The organism is Nostoc sp. FACHB-280 (assembly GCF_014697615.1).
In the GTDB taxonomy this organism is placed as follows: domain Bacteria; phylum Cyanobacteriota; class Cyanobacteriia; order Cyanobacteriales; family Nostocaceae; genus Nostoc_B.
The window spans coordinates 1-16,905 of sequence record NZ_JACJSD010000020.1 but is presented as its reverse complement, the minus strand read 5'-3'; the positions used below and the strand labels follow the sequence as shown (position 1 = coordinate 16,905).

At 39.9% G+C, this 16,905-nt stretch carries 15 protein-coding genes and 1 rRNA gene; 11 read left to right on the top strand and 5 right to left on the bottom strand.

All coding sequences use genetic code 11. From position 1 onward, the window contains the following. Window positions 1–97: 97 nt before the first annotated feature. From H6G75_RS16130 to H6G75_RS16110, 5 genes are all read left to right on the top strand, one after another. A complete protein-coding gene (locus tag H6G75_RS16130) occupies window positions 98–565 on the top strand; it encodes a DM13 domain-containing protein (RefSeq protein WP_190981038.1) in 468 nt (155 codons plus the stop codon). Between the two features lie 151 nt (window positions 566–716). Beyond that, window positions 717–1,430 (top strand): DUF4079 domain-containing protein, encoded by a 714-nt coding sequence (locus H6G75_RS16125; protein ID WP_190981037.1) that lies wholly within the window; start codon window positions 717–719, stop codon window positions 1,428–1,430. Next, window positions 1,427–2,857, top strand: coding sequence for a cell wall metabolism sensor histidine kinase WalK (locus H6G75_RS16120; RefSeq protein ID WP_190981036.1), 1,431 nt, complete (start codon window positions 1,427–1,429; stop codon window positions 2,855–2,857). The genes H6G75_RS16125 and H6G75_RS16120 overlap by 4 nt, the downstream gene beginning before the upstream one ends. A 159-nt stretch (window positions 2,858–3,016) precedes the next feature. Continuing rightward, window positions 3,017–5,362 (top strand): GAF domain-containing protein, encoded by a 2,346-nt coding sequence (locus H6G75_RS16115; RefSeq protein ID WP_190981035.1) that lies wholly within the window; start codon window positions 3,017–3,019, stop codon window positions 5,360–5,362. A gap of 3 nt (window positions 5,363–5,365) precedes the next feature. Then, entirely contained in the window at window positions 5,366–5,998 is a 633-nt protein-coding gene (locus H6G75_RS16110) for a response regulator transcription factor (RefSeq protein ID WP_190981034.1), read from the top strand. 35 nt (window positions 5,999–6,033) lie between these two features. Here H6G75_RS16110 and H6G75_RS16105 read toward each other — a convergent pair whose 3' ends face one another. Next, window positions 6,034–6,474 (bottom strand): hypothetical protein, encoded by a 441-nt coding sequence (locus H6G75_RS16105; RefSeq protein WP_190981033.1) that lies wholly within the window; start codon window positions 6,472–6,474, stop codon window positions 6,034–6,036. Between the two features lie 543 nt (window positions 6,475–7,017). On the opposite strand from H6G75_RS16105, the gene H6G75_RS16100 reads away from it, so the two are divergent. Together H6G75_RS16100 and H6G75_RS16095 are read left to right on the top strand one after the other, a co-directional pair. Beyond that, on the top strand, window positions 7,018–7,587 hold the full coding sequence (locus H6G75_RS16100) for an antibiotic biosynthesis monooxygenase (protein ID WP_190981032.1): 570 nt from the start codon (window positions 7,018–7,020) through the stop codon (window positions 7,585–7,587). 15 nt (window positions 7,588–7,602) lie between these two features. Next, window positions 7,603–8,691 (top strand): alkene reductase, encoded by a 1,089-nt coding sequence (locus H6G75_RS16095; protein WP_190981031.1) that lies wholly within the window; start codon window positions 7,603–7,605, stop codon window positions 8,689–8,691. Between the two features lie 38 nt (window positions 8,692–8,729). Here the strand turns inward: H6G75_RS16095 and H6G75_RS16090 are convergent, their stop codons facing one another. Then, window positions 8,730–9,974 (bottom strand): OFA family MFS transporter, encoded by a 1,245-nt coding sequence (locus H6G75_RS16090; protein ID WP_190981030.1) that lies wholly within the window; start codon window positions 9,972–9,974, stop codon window positions 8,730–8,732. A gap of 189 nt (window positions 9,975–10,163) precedes the next feature. On the opposite strand from H6G75_RS16090, the gene H6G75_RS16085 reads away from it, so the two are divergent. Then, window positions 10,164–11,075, top strand: a complete 912-nt coding sequence (locus tag H6G75_RS16085) for a cation diffusion facilitator family transporter (protein WP_190981029.1) — start codon at window positions 10,164–10,166, stop codon at window positions 11,073–11,075. Window positions 11,076–11,512: 437 nt separating this feature from the next. Beyond that, entirely contained in the window at window positions 11,513–11,746 is a 234-nt protein-coding gene (locus H6G75_RS16080; protein ID WP_190981028.1) for a Nif11-like leader peptide family natural product precursor, read from the top strand. Window positions 11,747–11,816: 70 nt separating this feature from the next. Here H6G75_RS16080 and H6G75_RS16075 read toward each other — a convergent pair whose 3' ends face one another. Beyond that, window positions 11,817–12,050 carry a hypothetical protein gene (locus H6G75_RS16075; RefSeq protein ID WP_190981027.1) on the bottom strand — a complete coding sequence of 78 codons (234 nt, stop codon included), beginning with the start codon at window positions 12,048–12,050 and terminating at the stop codon, window positions 11,817–11,819. Between the two features lie 425 nt (window positions 12,051–12,475). Here H6G75_RS16075 and H6G75_RS16070 point away from each other — a divergent pair, with 425 nt between their 5' ends. Beyond that, a complete protein-coding gene (locus H6G75_RS16070) occupies window positions 12,476–13,609 on the top strand; it encodes a saccharopine dehydrogenase family protein (protein WP_190981026.1) in 1,134 nt (377 codons plus the stop codon). A gap of 266 nt (window positions 13,610–13,875) precedes the next feature. Here H6G75_RS16070 and H6G75_RS16065 read toward each other — a convergent pair whose 3' ends face one another. Beyond that, on the bottom strand, window positions 13,876–15,174 hold the full coding sequence (locus H6G75_RS16065) for a sodium:proton antiporter (protein WP_190981025.1): 1,299 nt from the start codon (window positions 15,172–15,174) through the stop codon (window positions 13,876–13,878). 151 nt (window positions 15,175–15,325) lie between these two features. Between H6G75_RS16065 and H6G75_RS16060 the strand changes: the two genes are divergently transcribed. Continuing rightward, window positions 15,326–16,693 carry a cytochrome P450 gene (locus H6G75_RS16060; protein ID WP_190981024.1) on the top strand — a complete coding sequence of 456 codons (1,368 nt, stop codon included), beginning with the start codon at window positions 15,326–15,328 and terminating at the stop codon, window positions 16,691–16,693. An 87-nt stretch (window positions 16,694–16,780) separates the two neighbouring features. On the opposite strand, the gene rrf is transcribed toward H6G75_RS16060, so the two are convergent. Beyond that, a 5S ribosomal RNA gene (gene rrf, locus H6G75_RS16055) occupies window positions 16,781–16,897 on the bottom strand. Window positions 16,898–16,905 lie beyond the last annotated feature (8 nt).

The window sequence follows — 16,905 nt, the reverse complement described above, 5'->3', positions numbered from 1 at the left end:
ACTAAATTTTTAGCTAATTCTCAGCGTAATTTAATATTCATCACCAAAGACGGCTATAAATTTGCCTCATATAGCAGTATTTGAGGATATAAACACTATGAAATTTCAGAGTTTAGCGATCCTGGGAATGATTGCAACTGTTAGTTTAGGTTCTATTCAAGAAGTAACTGCATATCAGACATCAACCTCTACACCTGTTGCTCAACCTGCAATTAATCAATTAGCTGCGGCTGTAGGTCAGTCCGCTAATTTCCGCAATGGCGAACACGCAACTCGCGGAAGAGTTAGCATTGTTACCAGAAACAGAACCAGATATTTACAATTTAGTCGGAATTTTAAAACTAGTAGTGGCCCTGATGTGTACGTAATTTTACATCGCTCTACTGCACCCCAAATTTATGGTTTAAAAGCCAAAGATTATGTTTTAGTTGGTCGCTTAAGAAGATTTAGCGGTAGTCAAAGCTATGCTTTACCTGGAAATATTAACTTGGCTGGATATAAATCAGTAGCAGTTTGGTGTCGCAAATTTAATGCTACTTTTGGTTATGCAAGTCTCGGTGGTTAAACAGTTTATCAACCCATAACTAACTGTATGGGTTGAGTTTTAAAAATTTAAAATTGTAATGTTGAGGAATATTTAGTATCTTTTTGTAAGATTGATAATTTTAAATACTAATCACATTGCCAATTCAAAATAGTTATAATACAAAAAATTTATGGACACAGCAGATTTTCTTGGGCTTTTACATCCAGCGATCGCAGTTATTTTCGTCTTTCCGTTAATTGGGAATGTTGCTAATTTCGCTTGGCAAACTCGTCAACGGCGTTTGCAAAATTCAACCGAAGGTAAGAGCAAAATTTCGCCTGTCGTTGGTAAAGAGCATAAACAATTAGGTGATTGGTTAACCAGTGCTGTTGTTGGGGTAACATTAGTCGGTTTAGCCTATCCCATTGGTAAAAACATTATCAAAAAGCAATTGTGGAATACTGCTAATTTCCAAGTAATTTTTATTGTATTAATGTTTGTGGCGACCATTGCTTCTTTAGTACTACTTTATCAAGCAAAAAATAAATCATGGAGAGCGATTTTTGCTACCTTAACTGGTATTGGTTTAGTAGTTTTAGGCTGTCAAGATGGAGTTTTTCGGCGGACTAATGAGTGGTACTGGTCACACTACTACATTGGGATTGCCGCATCCCTACTGATGGTTTTTTCCTTGGCGATTGTACAAGATATTTATAAGTCTCATCGCTGGCGGGTAATTCATACAATATTAAACTGTGTTGCTCTTTTACTGTTTATTGGACAAGGATTAACAGGTACAAGAGATTTATTAGAAATTCCCTTAAGTTGGCAGGAACCTTATATTTATCAGTGCGATTATGTGAATAAAACTTGTCCCACACCCAACCCTCAAGCACCGAAGTGAACCAAATTCAGAAAATATTTCGGATAATTGATCCTTTTTCATTACGCGTTCGACTGACAATTGGCATTGCTGCGGTTTCGGCTTTAGGATTAGGTAGCCTAGCTATCTGGACAAGCTGGAAAATGCAGCAATTTTTAATTAATAGTTATAAAAATAATATTCAACAAATTACTCAACATCTACCTTATTATGTAGAACTTTATACAGAAGTTTTACCTGAAGAGAATGGGCTGCAAAGGGCAATTAATAATTTAAGTACTACAAATACATATTTATGGGTAAAAAATTCTCAAAATCAGATAATCGCCCAATCAGATAACCTAAATAAATTACCGTCAAAAAAAGTAGCTGAGTTAATGGATTTAACTTATACATCCATGAAACCCATAGCCCAAGAAATGGGTAAAAGCTACTTTGTGATGTGTGGGAGTAATTTGAGATTGCAAGGGCAGACTGTAGGAACCTTATTTGTTGTGCAGGATGTCACCCAAGAACAAAGTATGTTTGTAGTGGTTGTGCAGAGTTTGGGGATTGGCAGTATTGTCACTATTATAATTATTTCTTTTGCGATCGCATTTTATATTAAACGTTCCCTGCAACCCCTACGTCAGTTAAGTCAAATGACGGAAGTTATTTCCCTTGCAGACTTGGGACAAGCACAACTGTATTTAGAAAATGCCCCTAGCGAAGTTCGAGAATTAACTCAAACTTACAACATGATGTTATCGCGGCTGTTCCAATCTTGGGAGCAAGAGCGACAATTTGTCAGCAATGTATCTCACGAATTACGCACACCCCTGACCATCGTACATGGCTACTTACAAAGTGTTTTGCGACGACAGCATAATTTAACCGAAGTGCAGCAAGAAGCTTTAGCCACCGCCGCCGCCGAAGCCGAACGCACCATTCGACTATTACAAGATTTACTTGATTTAGCCAGGGCGGATAGTGGTAATTTGCTATTTCGCCTCGAAAGTTGCTCATTAAACGACTTAATTACCGAAGTTGTGGTGATGGCGAAAACTTATAGCGATCGCCAGATTACCATTGAATCAACTCACCAGCCAATTGCCGCTAAAGCTGACTACAACCGCCTCAAACAAGTTGTAATTAATTTAGTTGATAACGCCTTTAAGTATTCTGCGCCAGAAACCCCTGTAACTATCAAGTTTTATCAACAAGCCGACCAAGCCATTATCGAAGTTTGCGACCAAGGGTATGGTATTCCTTTACAACATCAATCACGAATTTTTGAGCGATTTTACCGCATCGATGAAGCCCGCAGCAGTTCCACCGGTGGCTGTGGTTTAGGACTATCTATTGTCAAAACCCTAGTCGAAGGTATGAATGGTCATGTAACAGTGCGATCGCGTTTAGGTGAAGGCAGTACATTTACAATTACCCTACCAGCTTACTCATCAAATTAAACAACCCCTTCCTTCCCTCATCCCCTAGGGTTAATTAATTGTCAAGGGTAGCAGTTTTTTCTAGTTTAATTTTTCTCTTCTCACAATGAATTAGCCATAGGGACAATGGGAGACAAGGGAGACAAGGTAGACAAGGTAGACAAGGAGGATAAGGGACAATTGTCAGCGCCAAAGCATTTGGGGGAAAATAGCAATGGAATGCGCTCTAACTTTGGCGATCGCATTTTAGAAGCCACAACTATAGCGGTGAATGCTTTACTCACCATTGATAACTTTGATGAAGCGGTGAAGACGGCTTTACAAGTGATGGGTGAAAGTTTAGATTGCGATCGCTTGGGTGTGATTGAACATTTTCCCATTCCATTATCTACTCTACCTGGTTGGCGATCACTATATGAGTGGAATGCACCAAATATCATTGCTCAAATCTCCCATCCCACAACAGCCCAAGGAACCTACGCCGGAATTGAGGAATGGTACCAACGGCTGCATCAAGGTGAAAGTATTAGTTGTTGGCTAGAAGAAATGCCAGAACCGTTTCGTAGTGGACAAGCTGCAATTGGTGTCAAAGCATTGTTCGCTGTGCCGATTTTTGTCGAAGAACTATTTTGGGGAGTTTTGAGTTTTGATCACTGTCGTCAAGCCAAACATCCCAGCACCGCCGAATTAACATTGTTGAAAACCGCCGCCGCCTGTATTGGTAGTGCAATTCAGCGTCAACGTATCCGCCAAATCGAACAAAAACGCACGGAAGAATTAGCAAAAGTTAACCAAGAGTTACAACAACGCGATCGCTTACTGTCTGTAGTTGCCCAAGTTACCAAAAATCTCCTAGACACAGAAGATATTGATATCGCAATTCCTCAAGCTTTACAAGCCATTGGTACAGTCGCCAATATTAGTCGCGTGCAAGTCATCCTCGAACGCCAAAACCCAACCACCCAAAAATTACAACACTGCATCACCTATGAATGGGTAGCTGGAGGTATTTCTCCCCAAACTCATCATCCAACAATGGCAGTTATTGATAATGATGATGCCGAAATTTTACTGCGAGAACTATATGCAGGTCGTTCTATCTGGTATTTAGTCGATGACTTACCCCATCCCCTCAAAGAGCAATTCCAATCACTCAACATTAAATCTTCTGGAGGTGTACCCCTATTCATTGAAGGACGTTACATCGGTTGTGTGGCTTTTGATGATTGTGTTACATCACGCCATTGGAGTCAGCAAGAAATGGATGTCCTCACCACTGCGGCGGAGGGAATTGGAGCCGCACTGCATCGCAAACAATTAGTTGCACATCTGATTCAAGAACGCGCCACTACTGTAGAAAAACGAGTTGCAGAATTAGTCAGAGCTAATGAATCACTGCGTGGTTGTGTGAATCGATTGGCAGATGAACCAGATTTAGAAACCTTCTGGGAACATATTTTACTAGAAGCCTCCGCCCAAGCTAAATCCTATGCCGCCGCTTTGTTTTTGTATGACGCATCAACTAACACTAGTTTGATGAAACGTTATGTCCGGGAAGGTAAAGTGATTCCAATTCACACAGATCCCGAATTTGTGCAGTTTCGTCTGCCAATTTCCGCAAATATTTTTTCCTATTGGCAAGAGGCGCTATTTAAAGGCGAGGTAATTTTTTTTAATGTTGAGGATAACAAGAAACTGCTCGGCGCAAGAATTAAATGGCATCGCGCTCAAGGACATCGTTCCATTGTACGTGTACCTTTAATTTTGGGCGATCGCCCCTTGGGATTCATTGGTTTGTGTTTTCGAGAACCCAGAACTAGTTTACCGCCAAATATTGAATTGATTATCGCCCTAGCACAGCAAGCCACCTTAGCCATTCATTTAACTTCTCTCGCTGAACAAAGTCGTCAAGCGGCAATTTTAGAAGAACGCAATCGGATGGCACGAGAAATTCATGATACCCTAGCGCAAGCCTTCACTGGTGTTATCGTCCAATTGGGTGCAGCCTCCCGCATCATTCCCCAAAATTTACCAGAAGTCCAAGAACATATCACCCAAGCCAGAGAACTAGCGCGGGAAGGTTTAGCCGAAGCGAGGCGTTCGGTAAATGCCCTACGTCCCCAAATTTTAGAAACGCAGAATTTACCCACAGCCTTTCATCACTTAGTAACGCAGATGTCGGCGGTGATTGATACTGAGATTATCTGCAAAATCATCGGGGAAGTTTATCCCTTAACAGTCGATGTTGAAAATAACTTGTTACGCATTGGCCAAGAAGCATTGACAAACGCCATTAAACATGCTTTTGCCAGTGAAATTGTGATTGAATTAGTGTATGAACCGACGCAATTGATTTTAAGGGTGAAAGACAATGGCAAAGGATTTGCACCAGAGAGTTTAGCTGTTGTTAAAGGTTTTGGCTTGATGGGAATCAAAGAAAGATGCGATCGCATCAAAGCCCAGTTAACCATTAAAAGTTTGCCACAACCAGGCACAGAAATTACCATCCTGATTCGTCGAGACTAAACCATGACTGACAACCACCCCATCCGCATCTTGATAGTTGACGATCATCCCGTCGTGCGTCAAGGTTTAGCCGCCATGATTGACCGCGAAGCAGATATGACAGTTGTCGGACAAGTTTGTAATGGATATCAAGCAGTAGAAATATTTCCCCAACTGCAACCTGATGTTACTTTAATGGATTTGCGAATGCCAGAAATGGACGGCGTTGCAGCGATTACCGCTATTTGTCGGGAATTTGCCAACGCCAATATTATTGTCCTCACCACCTACGACGGCGACGAAGATATTTATCGTGGCTTGAAAGCTGGGGCGAAGGGTTATTTACTCAAAGATGCCGAACCAGATGAATTACTCTTAGCAATTCGCATCGTCAACACCGGACAAAAATACATTCCCACATCCGTCGGCGCTAAATTAGCCGAACGAGTAGGAATATTGCAACTCAGCAGTCGGGAACTCGAAGTCATCCGGCTCATGTCCACAGGGAAAACCAACCAAGAAATTGCAGCAGTATTGCAGATTTCCGAAGGCACTGTGAAATATCACGTTAATCATATTCTCAGCAAACTGGGCGTAAGCGATCGCATCCAAGCCGTCATCACCGCCCTCAAACGCGGAATTGTCAGTTTGCAATAAATGAAACAGAAAAAATAGCTCTTGTATATGCCCTGTTAAAATGCACGGCGAACTGTATTTGTGAATGCGGTAATTGTCTCTGGAATCGCATCTGAAGAATTTATTGCTGTTAGTATAATTTGAGCTTTAATTTCATCTTTAAATGCTTGACCATTTGTATGCGAACCTGTATCTTCATTCAATAGAGATTTATCTATTACGTATGGTTTAGAAGAGCGGGGATTATTACTTGGAATAATATCAGGCTCAAAAGGGTCATTTTTAAATTTACCAGCTTTTGACTGAAATGTTCTTTTAGGAAAACTAAAAATCTTCTTATCATTCTTTGTGTCTGGATCATCGCCTATTAATAAAATTTCTTCTTTATACTTTTGTGGAGTCAATGCTTCTTCTTCCAGATTATATTTTACCAGTATCTTCGCTTGTGTTTCATTAATAACTTCAATTGAGAGTTCAGCGTTAATAATATAACTCATGGTCAAGCTCCTTAATTATGAAAGTAATCAATGAACTCTTGGTCATTCAAATGTCTTTATATTTCTCTTTCTTGGCTGTATTAATTCAAATTGAATTATTTGATTCTGAAGCGTAATAATTTCAAGATAACAGGCGTATTAGGCTGTAAAAGTAATTATGCTAACAAAAACTGAATTTCTTAAACATAATAAGGTACATTGCGTCCGCAGAGAGTTAGAGGCAGAGTGCAAGGGAGTAAGATTGCAGGTTTTATTAACATGAACACTATGATGATTAGCTGACAAAATTTTTCATTTCATACTTCACACTTCATACTTTTTCCACTAGCCAAAAGTTAAGGTCATATCCCCATCTCTGAGTTAGTCATCAACTCACCTTGTGGTCTATGTAAAACTTCAACTTTGGACTAGGGACAAATGTTAGCCGATTTTATAAAGTAATAGCAATTTGAAATCCGATGTGCAACCTCCAGACTGGGCTTTTATTGCACTGCGATCGCTCGTTGAACAATATGGCATTTTTAGTCATCACGAATACAACCTATGAAAGTACCATGTCAATACCCATCGCCTGGTGTAATTGCGATCGCTCGGCGTGTCAAACCAGGATTAGAAGAAGCTTTTGAGGAAGCGACTAAAGGCGTGATTCTAGCAGCCAGCACCTTTCCTGGCTATATGGGGAGTGATGTTTTATATCCGCTAACGAAAAAAGGCGAGTGGCAGTTAATTTTGCGGTTTGATACAGCTAAACATTTACAAGAGTGGGAAGAATCTGTAATCTGTCAAGGTTGGATTGCTCGCGCCGAAGCTCTCACAGTAGATGGAGCCAAGGTGATGCGTGTCAATAGCCTAGAAGCTTGGTTTGCTCTCCCAGAAATCCCCAACGCCTCACCGCCCCCTAAATGGAAAACTGCTATTGTCAGTGCAGTCGGTCTTTATCCTGTGATTTCGATTCTGCCGAATTTTCTCCGACCAATTACCAGTGGGCTACCTGTTTGGATAGCTAGTTTGGTGAACATTAGCATTATGATGCCCTTGATGACTTGGGTGATTATGCCCCAGGTAACTCGTTTGTTTAAAGGTTGGCTTTATCCATCTAAGAGTAAGAAGTAGTAGGACAAAGAACAAATGACCAACAATCAAGATTTATTCTCACCCATCCAGCTTGGTGATTACACATTACCCAACCGAATTGTTATGGCTCCCATGACGCGCAATCGGGCTGGGGAGGGCAATGCACCCACACCACTAAATGCTACATACTACGCTCAACGTGCCACGGCTGGGTTGATTGTCACCGAAGGTTCGCAAGTATCACCCCAGGCTGTGGGTTATCCAGCTACACCAGGAATTCACTCTCAAGCACAAATTACAGGTTGGCAAGAAGTGACAAGAGCAGTACATAGTGCAGGTGGCAGAATCTTTTTGCAACTATGGCATACAGGACGCATTTCTCACCCTTCGTTACAAGCAGATGGCGGATTACCAGTAGCCCCTTCAGCGATCGCACCTGCTGGTAAGGCTATGACGTACACTGGTGATCAACCCTTTGTCACGCCTCGCCCATTGGATTTAGATGAGATTCCGGGTGTGATTGATCAATTTCGTCAAGGTGCAAAGAATGCCCTAGAAGCTGGTTTTGATGGTGTGGAAATTCACGGAGCCTTTGGGTATCTAATTGATCAGTTTTTACAAGATGGTACTAATCAACGCAGCGATCGCTATGGTGGTTCTATTGAAAATCGGGCGCGGTTTCTGTTGGAAGTCACAGAAGCAGTATGTAGCGTTTGGGGTTCAGCGCGGGTAGGGGTGAAACTATCACCCAGCAACACATTTAACGATATCCATGATTCTGATCCAAAATCAACCTTCAGCTATGCGATCGCTGCCCTCAAGAACTTTAACTTAGGATATCTGCACTTAATGGAACCCACACCCGCCGATATTCGCCACGGCGGTAAACCAATCCCAGTTGCAGAGTTTCGCCCTTTATATCCTGGTGTGTTGATTGCCAATGGTGGTTACGATAAACAAAAAGGTAATGCTGCGATCGCTAATAACATTGCAGATTTAATTTCCTTTGGTGCATTATTCCTCGCCAATCCCGACTTACCCAAACGTTTAAAATTAGATGCACCTCTTAATCAAGGCGATCGCAATACATATTATGGTGGTGATGAAAAAGGTTATACAGACTATCCGTTTTTGGCTTCTTAGTGCTGAGTACTTTTTTCTGACTCAGCACTTTCTCAACCTCAATTAGCTTGACTAATCGTAGAACCAGAAAAGCTACGTTTGAGCATAAACACAGCTAACACAATTCCTAAAATTGCTAGTGCTGTCGTTGGGTAAAAGAAAACTGTATAACTGCCAAAAATATCTCGAATTCTGCCAGCTAACAAAGTTCCACCCAATGCACCTGCGCCGTAAGCTGTGAAAACGAGACCATAATTTTTGGCATAGTCTGCTGATGAGAACAAAATTAAGGTGGTAGTGGGAGCGATCGCTAACCAGCCACCAAAAGAAAAATAAAATAGAGCAAATGCTACTAAATAAGTAGCTACAGTTCCTTGTCCAGCTTTTAGCATCATCAGCGATGCAATTAATACTAAAGTAAAAGAAACAATTGCTGCTAACTTCGGGCTAAAACGATCCGTAAACCAGCCAAAAAATATTCTTCCTAAAGCATTAAAGACGGCAAATAAAGAAACTGTACCTGCGGCTGTAGTTGCATCTAGTTTAATAATTTCTTGAGCTAAAGGGCTAGAAATACCAATAGCAGCCAATCCTGAGAATGTGCCGATGGTGTAGCACAGCCACAAACCGTAAAATGCTGGTGTTTGCAATATTGTCTCAGAATTGCTGAGTGCTGTACCTCCCGAAACTGCAACATTGGGATTCCAATCGGCTGGTTTCCAATCTGGAGGCGGTGTTTTTAAAACAGTGGCGATCGCTAAAATAATCAGTGTAAAAGTTACACCTAAAATTACAAAAGTTTGCCGCACTCCATAAGCATCAATCAGTGATTTCGCCAAAGGTGCAGTAATTAACGGCGACAACCCAAAACCAATCACAGTTAAACCCACTGCAATACCTTTTTTATCAGGAAACCACTTAGCAATTACGGCTAACGGTACACCATAGACTATACCGACACCCGCACCAGCGATCGCACCATAAGTCAAAGTTAATAATTGTAAATTCCCATCCAAACTCGACAAAACATAACCCAGTCCCATAATTACACCACCAACTGCGGTAATCGTCCGAGAACCAAAGCGGTTGATGTAAAAGCCAGTAATGGGCATCAATATGGCAAACATGATTAACAAAACCGTAAAAGGCAACAAACTTTCTGTTGCATTAATATTCAGTAATTTTTCGAGAGGTTTTCTAAAAATACTCCATGAATAAACAGTGCCAAGACAAAGTAAAACAATTGCACCAAGAGGAATTAGCAACCATCTGCCTTTTTCTACGGGCATACCAAAAAGCCGCATATATTACATCTACCCTGTGAAATTATTTTTTCAACAGTATCTCACCTTTTGGTATGGAAAATAATGTGAACGGATACTTCTCAAACTACTTCCTTGCCTGTGTTTAAAAAAATCTAAAAGTCTGGAGATAGATCAAACTAACAGCTAAATTTGTTACAGTTACCTAGCAATCACAGTTAAGTAGTTTGAATGAGTAGCCAAACAGCCCGTAACTACGCTTTTTTATCAATCGCAGCCGCAGTTGTAACTATTGGTTTAAAGTTTGGAGCTTACCTACTAACAGGTTCAGTGGGGCTACTTTCTGATGCTATTGAATCATGTGTAAATTTGCTGGCTGCACTAGTGGCATTATGGGCGTTGACTTATGCAGCGAAACCAGCCGATGCTGAACATACCTTTGGGCATTCTAAAGCCGAGTATTTTTCGAGCGGTGCTGAAGGCGCATTGATTGTCGTGGCAGCTATTAGCATTGCTATAGAAGCTTGGGGACGTTTGCAGCATCCCGAACCATTGAATCAACTAGGATTAGGGCTAGTGTTGTCATTATTAGCCACCTTAGTGAATGGTGTGGTGGCTATTGTCTTACTCAAAGCCGGAAAACGCTTACGTTCAATTACCTTGCGAGCAGATGCTCACCACCTATTAACTGATGTCTGGACTTCTGGTGGTGTGATACTTGGAATTTTTCTGGTGCAGGTAACTGGTTGGTTGATACTTGACCCCATCATCGCCCTATTGGTAGCAGTTAATATTATTTGGGCAGGATTTAATTTACTGCGGGAAACCTTTTCTGGACTACTAGACACGGCTTTACCAAAAGAAGAACAAGAAATTATCCGGCAGATATTTAGTGAATACGAACATCAAAATATTCAGTTTCATGCAATGCGCTCTCGGTTAGCAGGAACCCGTCGTTTTATTTCCTTTCACGTATTAGTACCAGGAGCTTGGACAGTACGCCAAGGACATGATTTATGTGAAGAAATTGAGTTGAAAATTATTCAAGCACTACCTGGAAGTAGCGTTATTACTCACCTTGAGCCTGTAGAAGACCCTGCATCTTGGGATGATCTGGAATTGGAACGTTTGAGTCAACAGTAACAGGAGGCTCATCATCAAGACCTCAGAGGGAGAAAGAGTTTTATCTTTCTGCACAGATGTACTGCACCATAACTGATTTGCTAGACAGGATATCAGCCATAAGTAGTGTGAAAAAACTGCTATATCGTTGATTTTTCTTTCTCAGGATACAAGACACATCATTAAAAATGATGCACCTTAAAAGTAGTACGAAAATCCTAAATTTAGGACTAATATTTGATTTTTGGAAAAAAGTATACCCAACAAATACTTTTGTCTACTCTCTACTCTCCACTGATATATAGGACTCATATTTGATTTGTGAAAAAAATACGTAAACTTCTACTCTGTTTTTTATGTTCCCTGTTTTCTACTTACACGAGTAGGTTCACTTATCAAATCAGATTCCTATAGATGACTTTACAAACAAAACAGATTACTGTAGGGGACGAATTATTATGGCACTACAAAATGCTGCAAAATTCTTTAAAGCAGTCAAGGAAGATCAAGCATTTCAACAAAAACTTAAAGCCACAGCCAATCCAGAAGCATTTGTCAAGCTGGCTAAAGAACGTGGCTATGATTTCACAGTCGCAGAATTAGAGGCTGAGATTGATAAATTATCACCAGAAGATTTAGCTGCGATCGTGAATCCAGGCTGGGGCCCCAGACGGCACATTAATCCCAGATAGTTCTGAAAATAACAGGCAAAACGTCTATGCAAAGATATGAAGATAAATTGCATAGGCTTTTGCCTTTCATTTATGATGCTGAACGTGCTTGTGCTAAATCACGTATTAGCAAAGTCTTAGAGTAAATGTAATCTGTTAAGTTCAAAGTTTCTTCGTAATTCAGGACTTTGTTACTTTGAATCTGTCCTAACAACAGCTTAACCAAGTCATTGTCGCTAAGTCCCAGAAGAGTACTGCTTTGGGTTTGTTCCACTACAGCCCAAAACTGACGTAATATTTTGGAGTTGACAACACACATCTTCATTACTATCGCTCCTGGCTGAAATGAACTCAGATCAGTACTGATCACAATCTAAAGAAAATCTTAAATTATTGAGGTTGACAGAACTCCCTATATTACAAAAACTTATTAATTATATGTAGATTTACATATTAAACAAAATTTATTTATTAAAACCTTTGCCTTTCGTTACTACAAGTTATCAATGACTAATGACACCCCCAGGACTTACGCACAAAGATTATTGGTTGAAATTGGGTATGGGAGTGTAAGGGTTTTGAACACCTACACCCTTCCCTAAAATCTTAATTTTTCGTTTTCTTGCGTAAGTCTTATGGATAAGTGCTGGATTTATCCTCCTATATTGGTAGGCGAGTCATACTTGTAACCGATGGCAAAGACTCTCAAAAACTGGTCAAATAGCAAGTAGTGTTGCCCATACCGGAGTAATGACAGACCGCGTTTTAATTCTTGGAGGAAGGGGGCGAATTGGTAGCAGTGTCGCGCAAGACATTGCGAACCATACGCAAGCTAAAATTACCATCACTGGACGTACTCCAGAGAAGGTAAGTTTACCTTTAGCAGAACGAGAGCAGTATTTAGTTTTAGATTTGGCAGAAGTTGATAAACTACGAGAAGCGATCGCTAATGCTGATTTAGTGGTTCACTGTGCTGGCCCATTTCATTACCGTGATGCCAATGTTCTGCAACTGTGTATTGAACAAGGCGTTAACTATGTAGATGTTAGCGACCATCGTTCTTTTACCAGCAAAGCTTTAAGTTATCACGAAGATGCTGTTGCTGCTGGAGTCACAGCAGTAATCAATACAGGCATATTCCCTGGCATTTCTAATAGCATGGTGCGTCAGGGTGTGGAACAATTTGATGAAGCAGAAACAATCAAGCTCTATTATTTAGTAGCCGGTTCTGGTGGTGCTGGTATCACGGTTATGCGAACAACTTTTTTAGGCTTACAGCATCCTTTTGAAGCTTGGCTAGATGGTAAATGGCAGCAAGTCACACCTTATAGTGAAAGAGAAATTGTTAACTTTCCCCACTATAAACGTAATGGAGTTTACTGGTTTGATATGCCAGAAACCTTTACATTGCCCTATGCTTTTCCTACTGTTAAAAATGTAATTACTAAGTTTGGCTCATTTCCCGATTACTATAATCATCTGACCTGGATAGCAGCACATATTTTTCCTAAATGGTTAATGCAGCGTCATGGAATGATTGAGTTTTTATCTCATGTTAGCCATACAATGACAGATTTTACTAATCATTTTAGTGGTATTGGCGTAGCAGTCAAATCAGAAGTTACAGGCAAAAAAAATGGTTCAACAGGCATTTATACTTCTACTGTACTGCACAATAATGCTGCTGTCGCAACTGGCTGTGGTACAGGTACTGTTGTTCAATTAATTCTTGAAGGTAAACTCAATAAACCTGGGGTTTTACCTGTAGAAAATGCCTTACCAACAGATTTATTTACTCAAGTAATGGATAGTCGAGCCATTAAAATTGAACATACATTTTTCAAGTCGCCTGAACAGGTTAGCAGTTCTAGCAGTCAATATTAAGACATATCAGCAGGATAAAAGTTTTTAACGATCTATTCCTTCTTACCTACTTTTACTATCTTCAATGGAAAAACCCCACGGGTGCTGTGGGGTTATTTTATTAGGGTCTCTTGTTATAGTACTATAGTACTATACGTAAGTAAAATTTGCAAGTCTTTTCTTTTTCTTATACCACTTTCTGGAAATCTTGATACCGTTTACCCATTCAGCTTGTCTAAAAATTTATCACATTGCAAGTGAAACTATGTAACTTATTGTGTCTGCGTTTACTCAAATTCATCAATGGTAGAAGCAGGTAGCGGTTTTGTCTGTTTAGCAATATGAGACTCATACCAATTCATCAAAGGAGTTGCACTAATGCCATGTATAATTACTGAGACCACAATGGTTGTATAAGTTATCCAAGCAATTTGTTCGGCAACTTCTCCCTTCAGTCCATTGCCAAAAGCATAAGCCAGATAATAAAGGGAACCAACTCCACGAATTCCAAACCAACCAAATAGCCAGCGAGTTCCAGGATGTAGATGATAGCGATGGGAACTAAATGGATGTTTACTAATTGTGCTGATCCACGCACCTAAAGGTCGTATAAACACGAACAAGAAAATAATTACAACTAAAGATTGCCAAGCATAATCAACCATAGGCTTGAATAGTAAGATTGAGCCTAATAATAAAATTGTGCCAACTTCTAACAGCTTTTCTAATTGCTCGATAAATTCTAATTGAGCTAATGGTTTTTCTGGATTGTGATAACTGCGTTGTACTACTAAGCCAGCAACAAATACTGCCAGAAAACCATAGCCATTAACAAATTCTGTTAAAGAATAAGTCAGCAAAATGATACTAATGCCAACAAAATCTTCCATTAATTTGTCAGCAGAACGACGCTTTTGAATATGTTGATCGAACCAGACTATAATTTTAGGAACTAAAATCCCCATGAATATTCCTGCTGCGATCGCCCAAAGTATATCTATCGCTATCCATTGTTTAAACCAATTGTTCCAGTTATTATCTTTTAAAGCATAAATACCAAAATAAACAAAGGGAAAAGCTAAGGCATCATTTAAACCACCTTCGGAGGTTAAACCAAAACGTAACTCATCTCTATCATTAGTATCAGTCAATTGCACTTCTGAAGCTAATACAGGGTCAGTAGGTGCTAAAATAGCTCCTAACAATATAGCTTCTCCCCAACTCATACCTAAAAATAATTTGCCTACAGCAGCCAAGCTCAAAATAGAAATTGGCATTAATATTCCAATCAGGCGAGATGTAATTCCCCAAACTCGAAGATTGAGTGGACGAATTATTTTTAAGCCACAACTAAACACCGAAATGATCACAACAAATTCTGTCAGCCTTTCTAGTAATTCCGCATTGAATACATCATCTCGACGTAATTGAATTAAACCTAAACCATAAGGGCCAAGAAAAATCCCAACCAATAGGTAGATAAGAGCAAAAGATAAAGGTAAGCGGGTAATCCAACCGGATGCTAATGTAACTACCAGTAAGACTAATCCAATCAAAAACAAGTCGATAATATAAATATCAAACATGGAAATTAGTATAAAAAATCATATCAACTTGCTAGTTTAGTTGTAATATTTCTAGCAATAAATTACCTATAGATAGATTTCAGGAATAAATAGTCCGGTAACTAGAACCGTTCTTAAGTTAGTGAAAATAGCAGTACCAGGAGCATTAGTTATGAAACTCCCTGACAGTCCTAAAATACCCAAATTTATGCAGTTATTACAATGGATTTATCAGCCATTGCAATTAATGGAAAATTCTGCAAAAGCACATGGTGACTGTTTCACATTATGGCTAACCAACAAACAGCCAATGGTGTTTTTAAGTCATCCACAAGCAATTCAACAATTATTTACAGAAAACCTCAGTAATTTAGATTCTAGAGGTTCTGCTCAAATTTTGCAGCCTTTGTTGGGCGAAAATTCTTTGATATTGCTATCTGGTACATCTCACCAACGCCAACGTAAGTTATTAACACCACCTTTTCATGGCGATCGGATGAAAGCTTATGGTAATATCATCGCCAACATCACCAAAGAAGTCATCAGTCAATGGAAATTTGATCAACCATTTTCCTTGCGCGACTCTATGCAAGAAATCTCTCTGAGAGTGATTTTGCAAGCTGTATTCGGAATAATTGAAGGAGAACGTTATACTGAATTAAAAAAACTCTTGGCTTCCATACTAGATTTAAGTGGTTCTAATTTACGTGCCACAATATCTTTTTTGCCAATAATGCAAGTAGATTTAGGTTCATGGAGTCCTTGGGGAATTTTTTTGCATCAACGGAAGCAAATTGACCAACTACTGTATGCAGAGATTCAAGAACGCAGAAGTCATCCCGAATCCTCTGGAAATGACATTTTATCTTTAATGATGTCAGCACGTGATGAAAACGGCGCACCTATGACCGATGTAGAGTTACGCGATGAATTGATGACTCTGTTAGTTGCTGGTCATGAAACCACAGCCTCAGCCTTAACCTGGGCATTGTACTGGATTCATCGCCAACCACAAATACGTCAAAAGCTTTTGTCTGAATTAGATAGTTTTGGAAACAATGCAGATTTAGAAGAAATTACTCGTTTACCCTATCTCACAGCAGTTTGCCAAGAAACTTTACGAATTTATCCCATCGTGATGATTACTATTCCCCGGATTGTGAAACAACCTATAGAAATTATGAATCGTCAATTTGAACCAGGAACATTACTCGTAGGTTGTATTTATTTAACTCATCGCCGTTCAGATTTGTATGCAGAACCACAACAGTTCAAACCAGAAAGATTTTTAGAAAGACAATATTCTTTATATGAATATTTACCTTTTGGTGGAAGTAATCGTCGTTGCTTGGGTATGGCATTTGCCTTATTTGAAATGAAACTGGTACTAGCAACTATACTATCCCACGTAGATTTAGCATTAGTAGACAACTCTCGCGTTAAACCAATACGTCGTGGCGTTACCCTAGCACCTTCTAATGGCAAGTGGATGATGGCAAGTGGACTGCGACAAAAAGCCGATACTCCTATTAAAGTGTAGTTATTAAAATAGCGATCGTTTAGCTTATTTCTTCATAAACAAGAAAGCTCTTACTATTAAAAGTAGGAGCTTTCGGTGAATTAAAAGACCTGGCGCCGAGCAATTGTGGCAGGAGGCGACCCTCCAACTATCGTAGCCGCAGCAGCGTTTCACCTCTGAGTTCGGGATGTATCAGTGTGGTTCCACCGCGCCATAGGCACCAGGAAAACTTG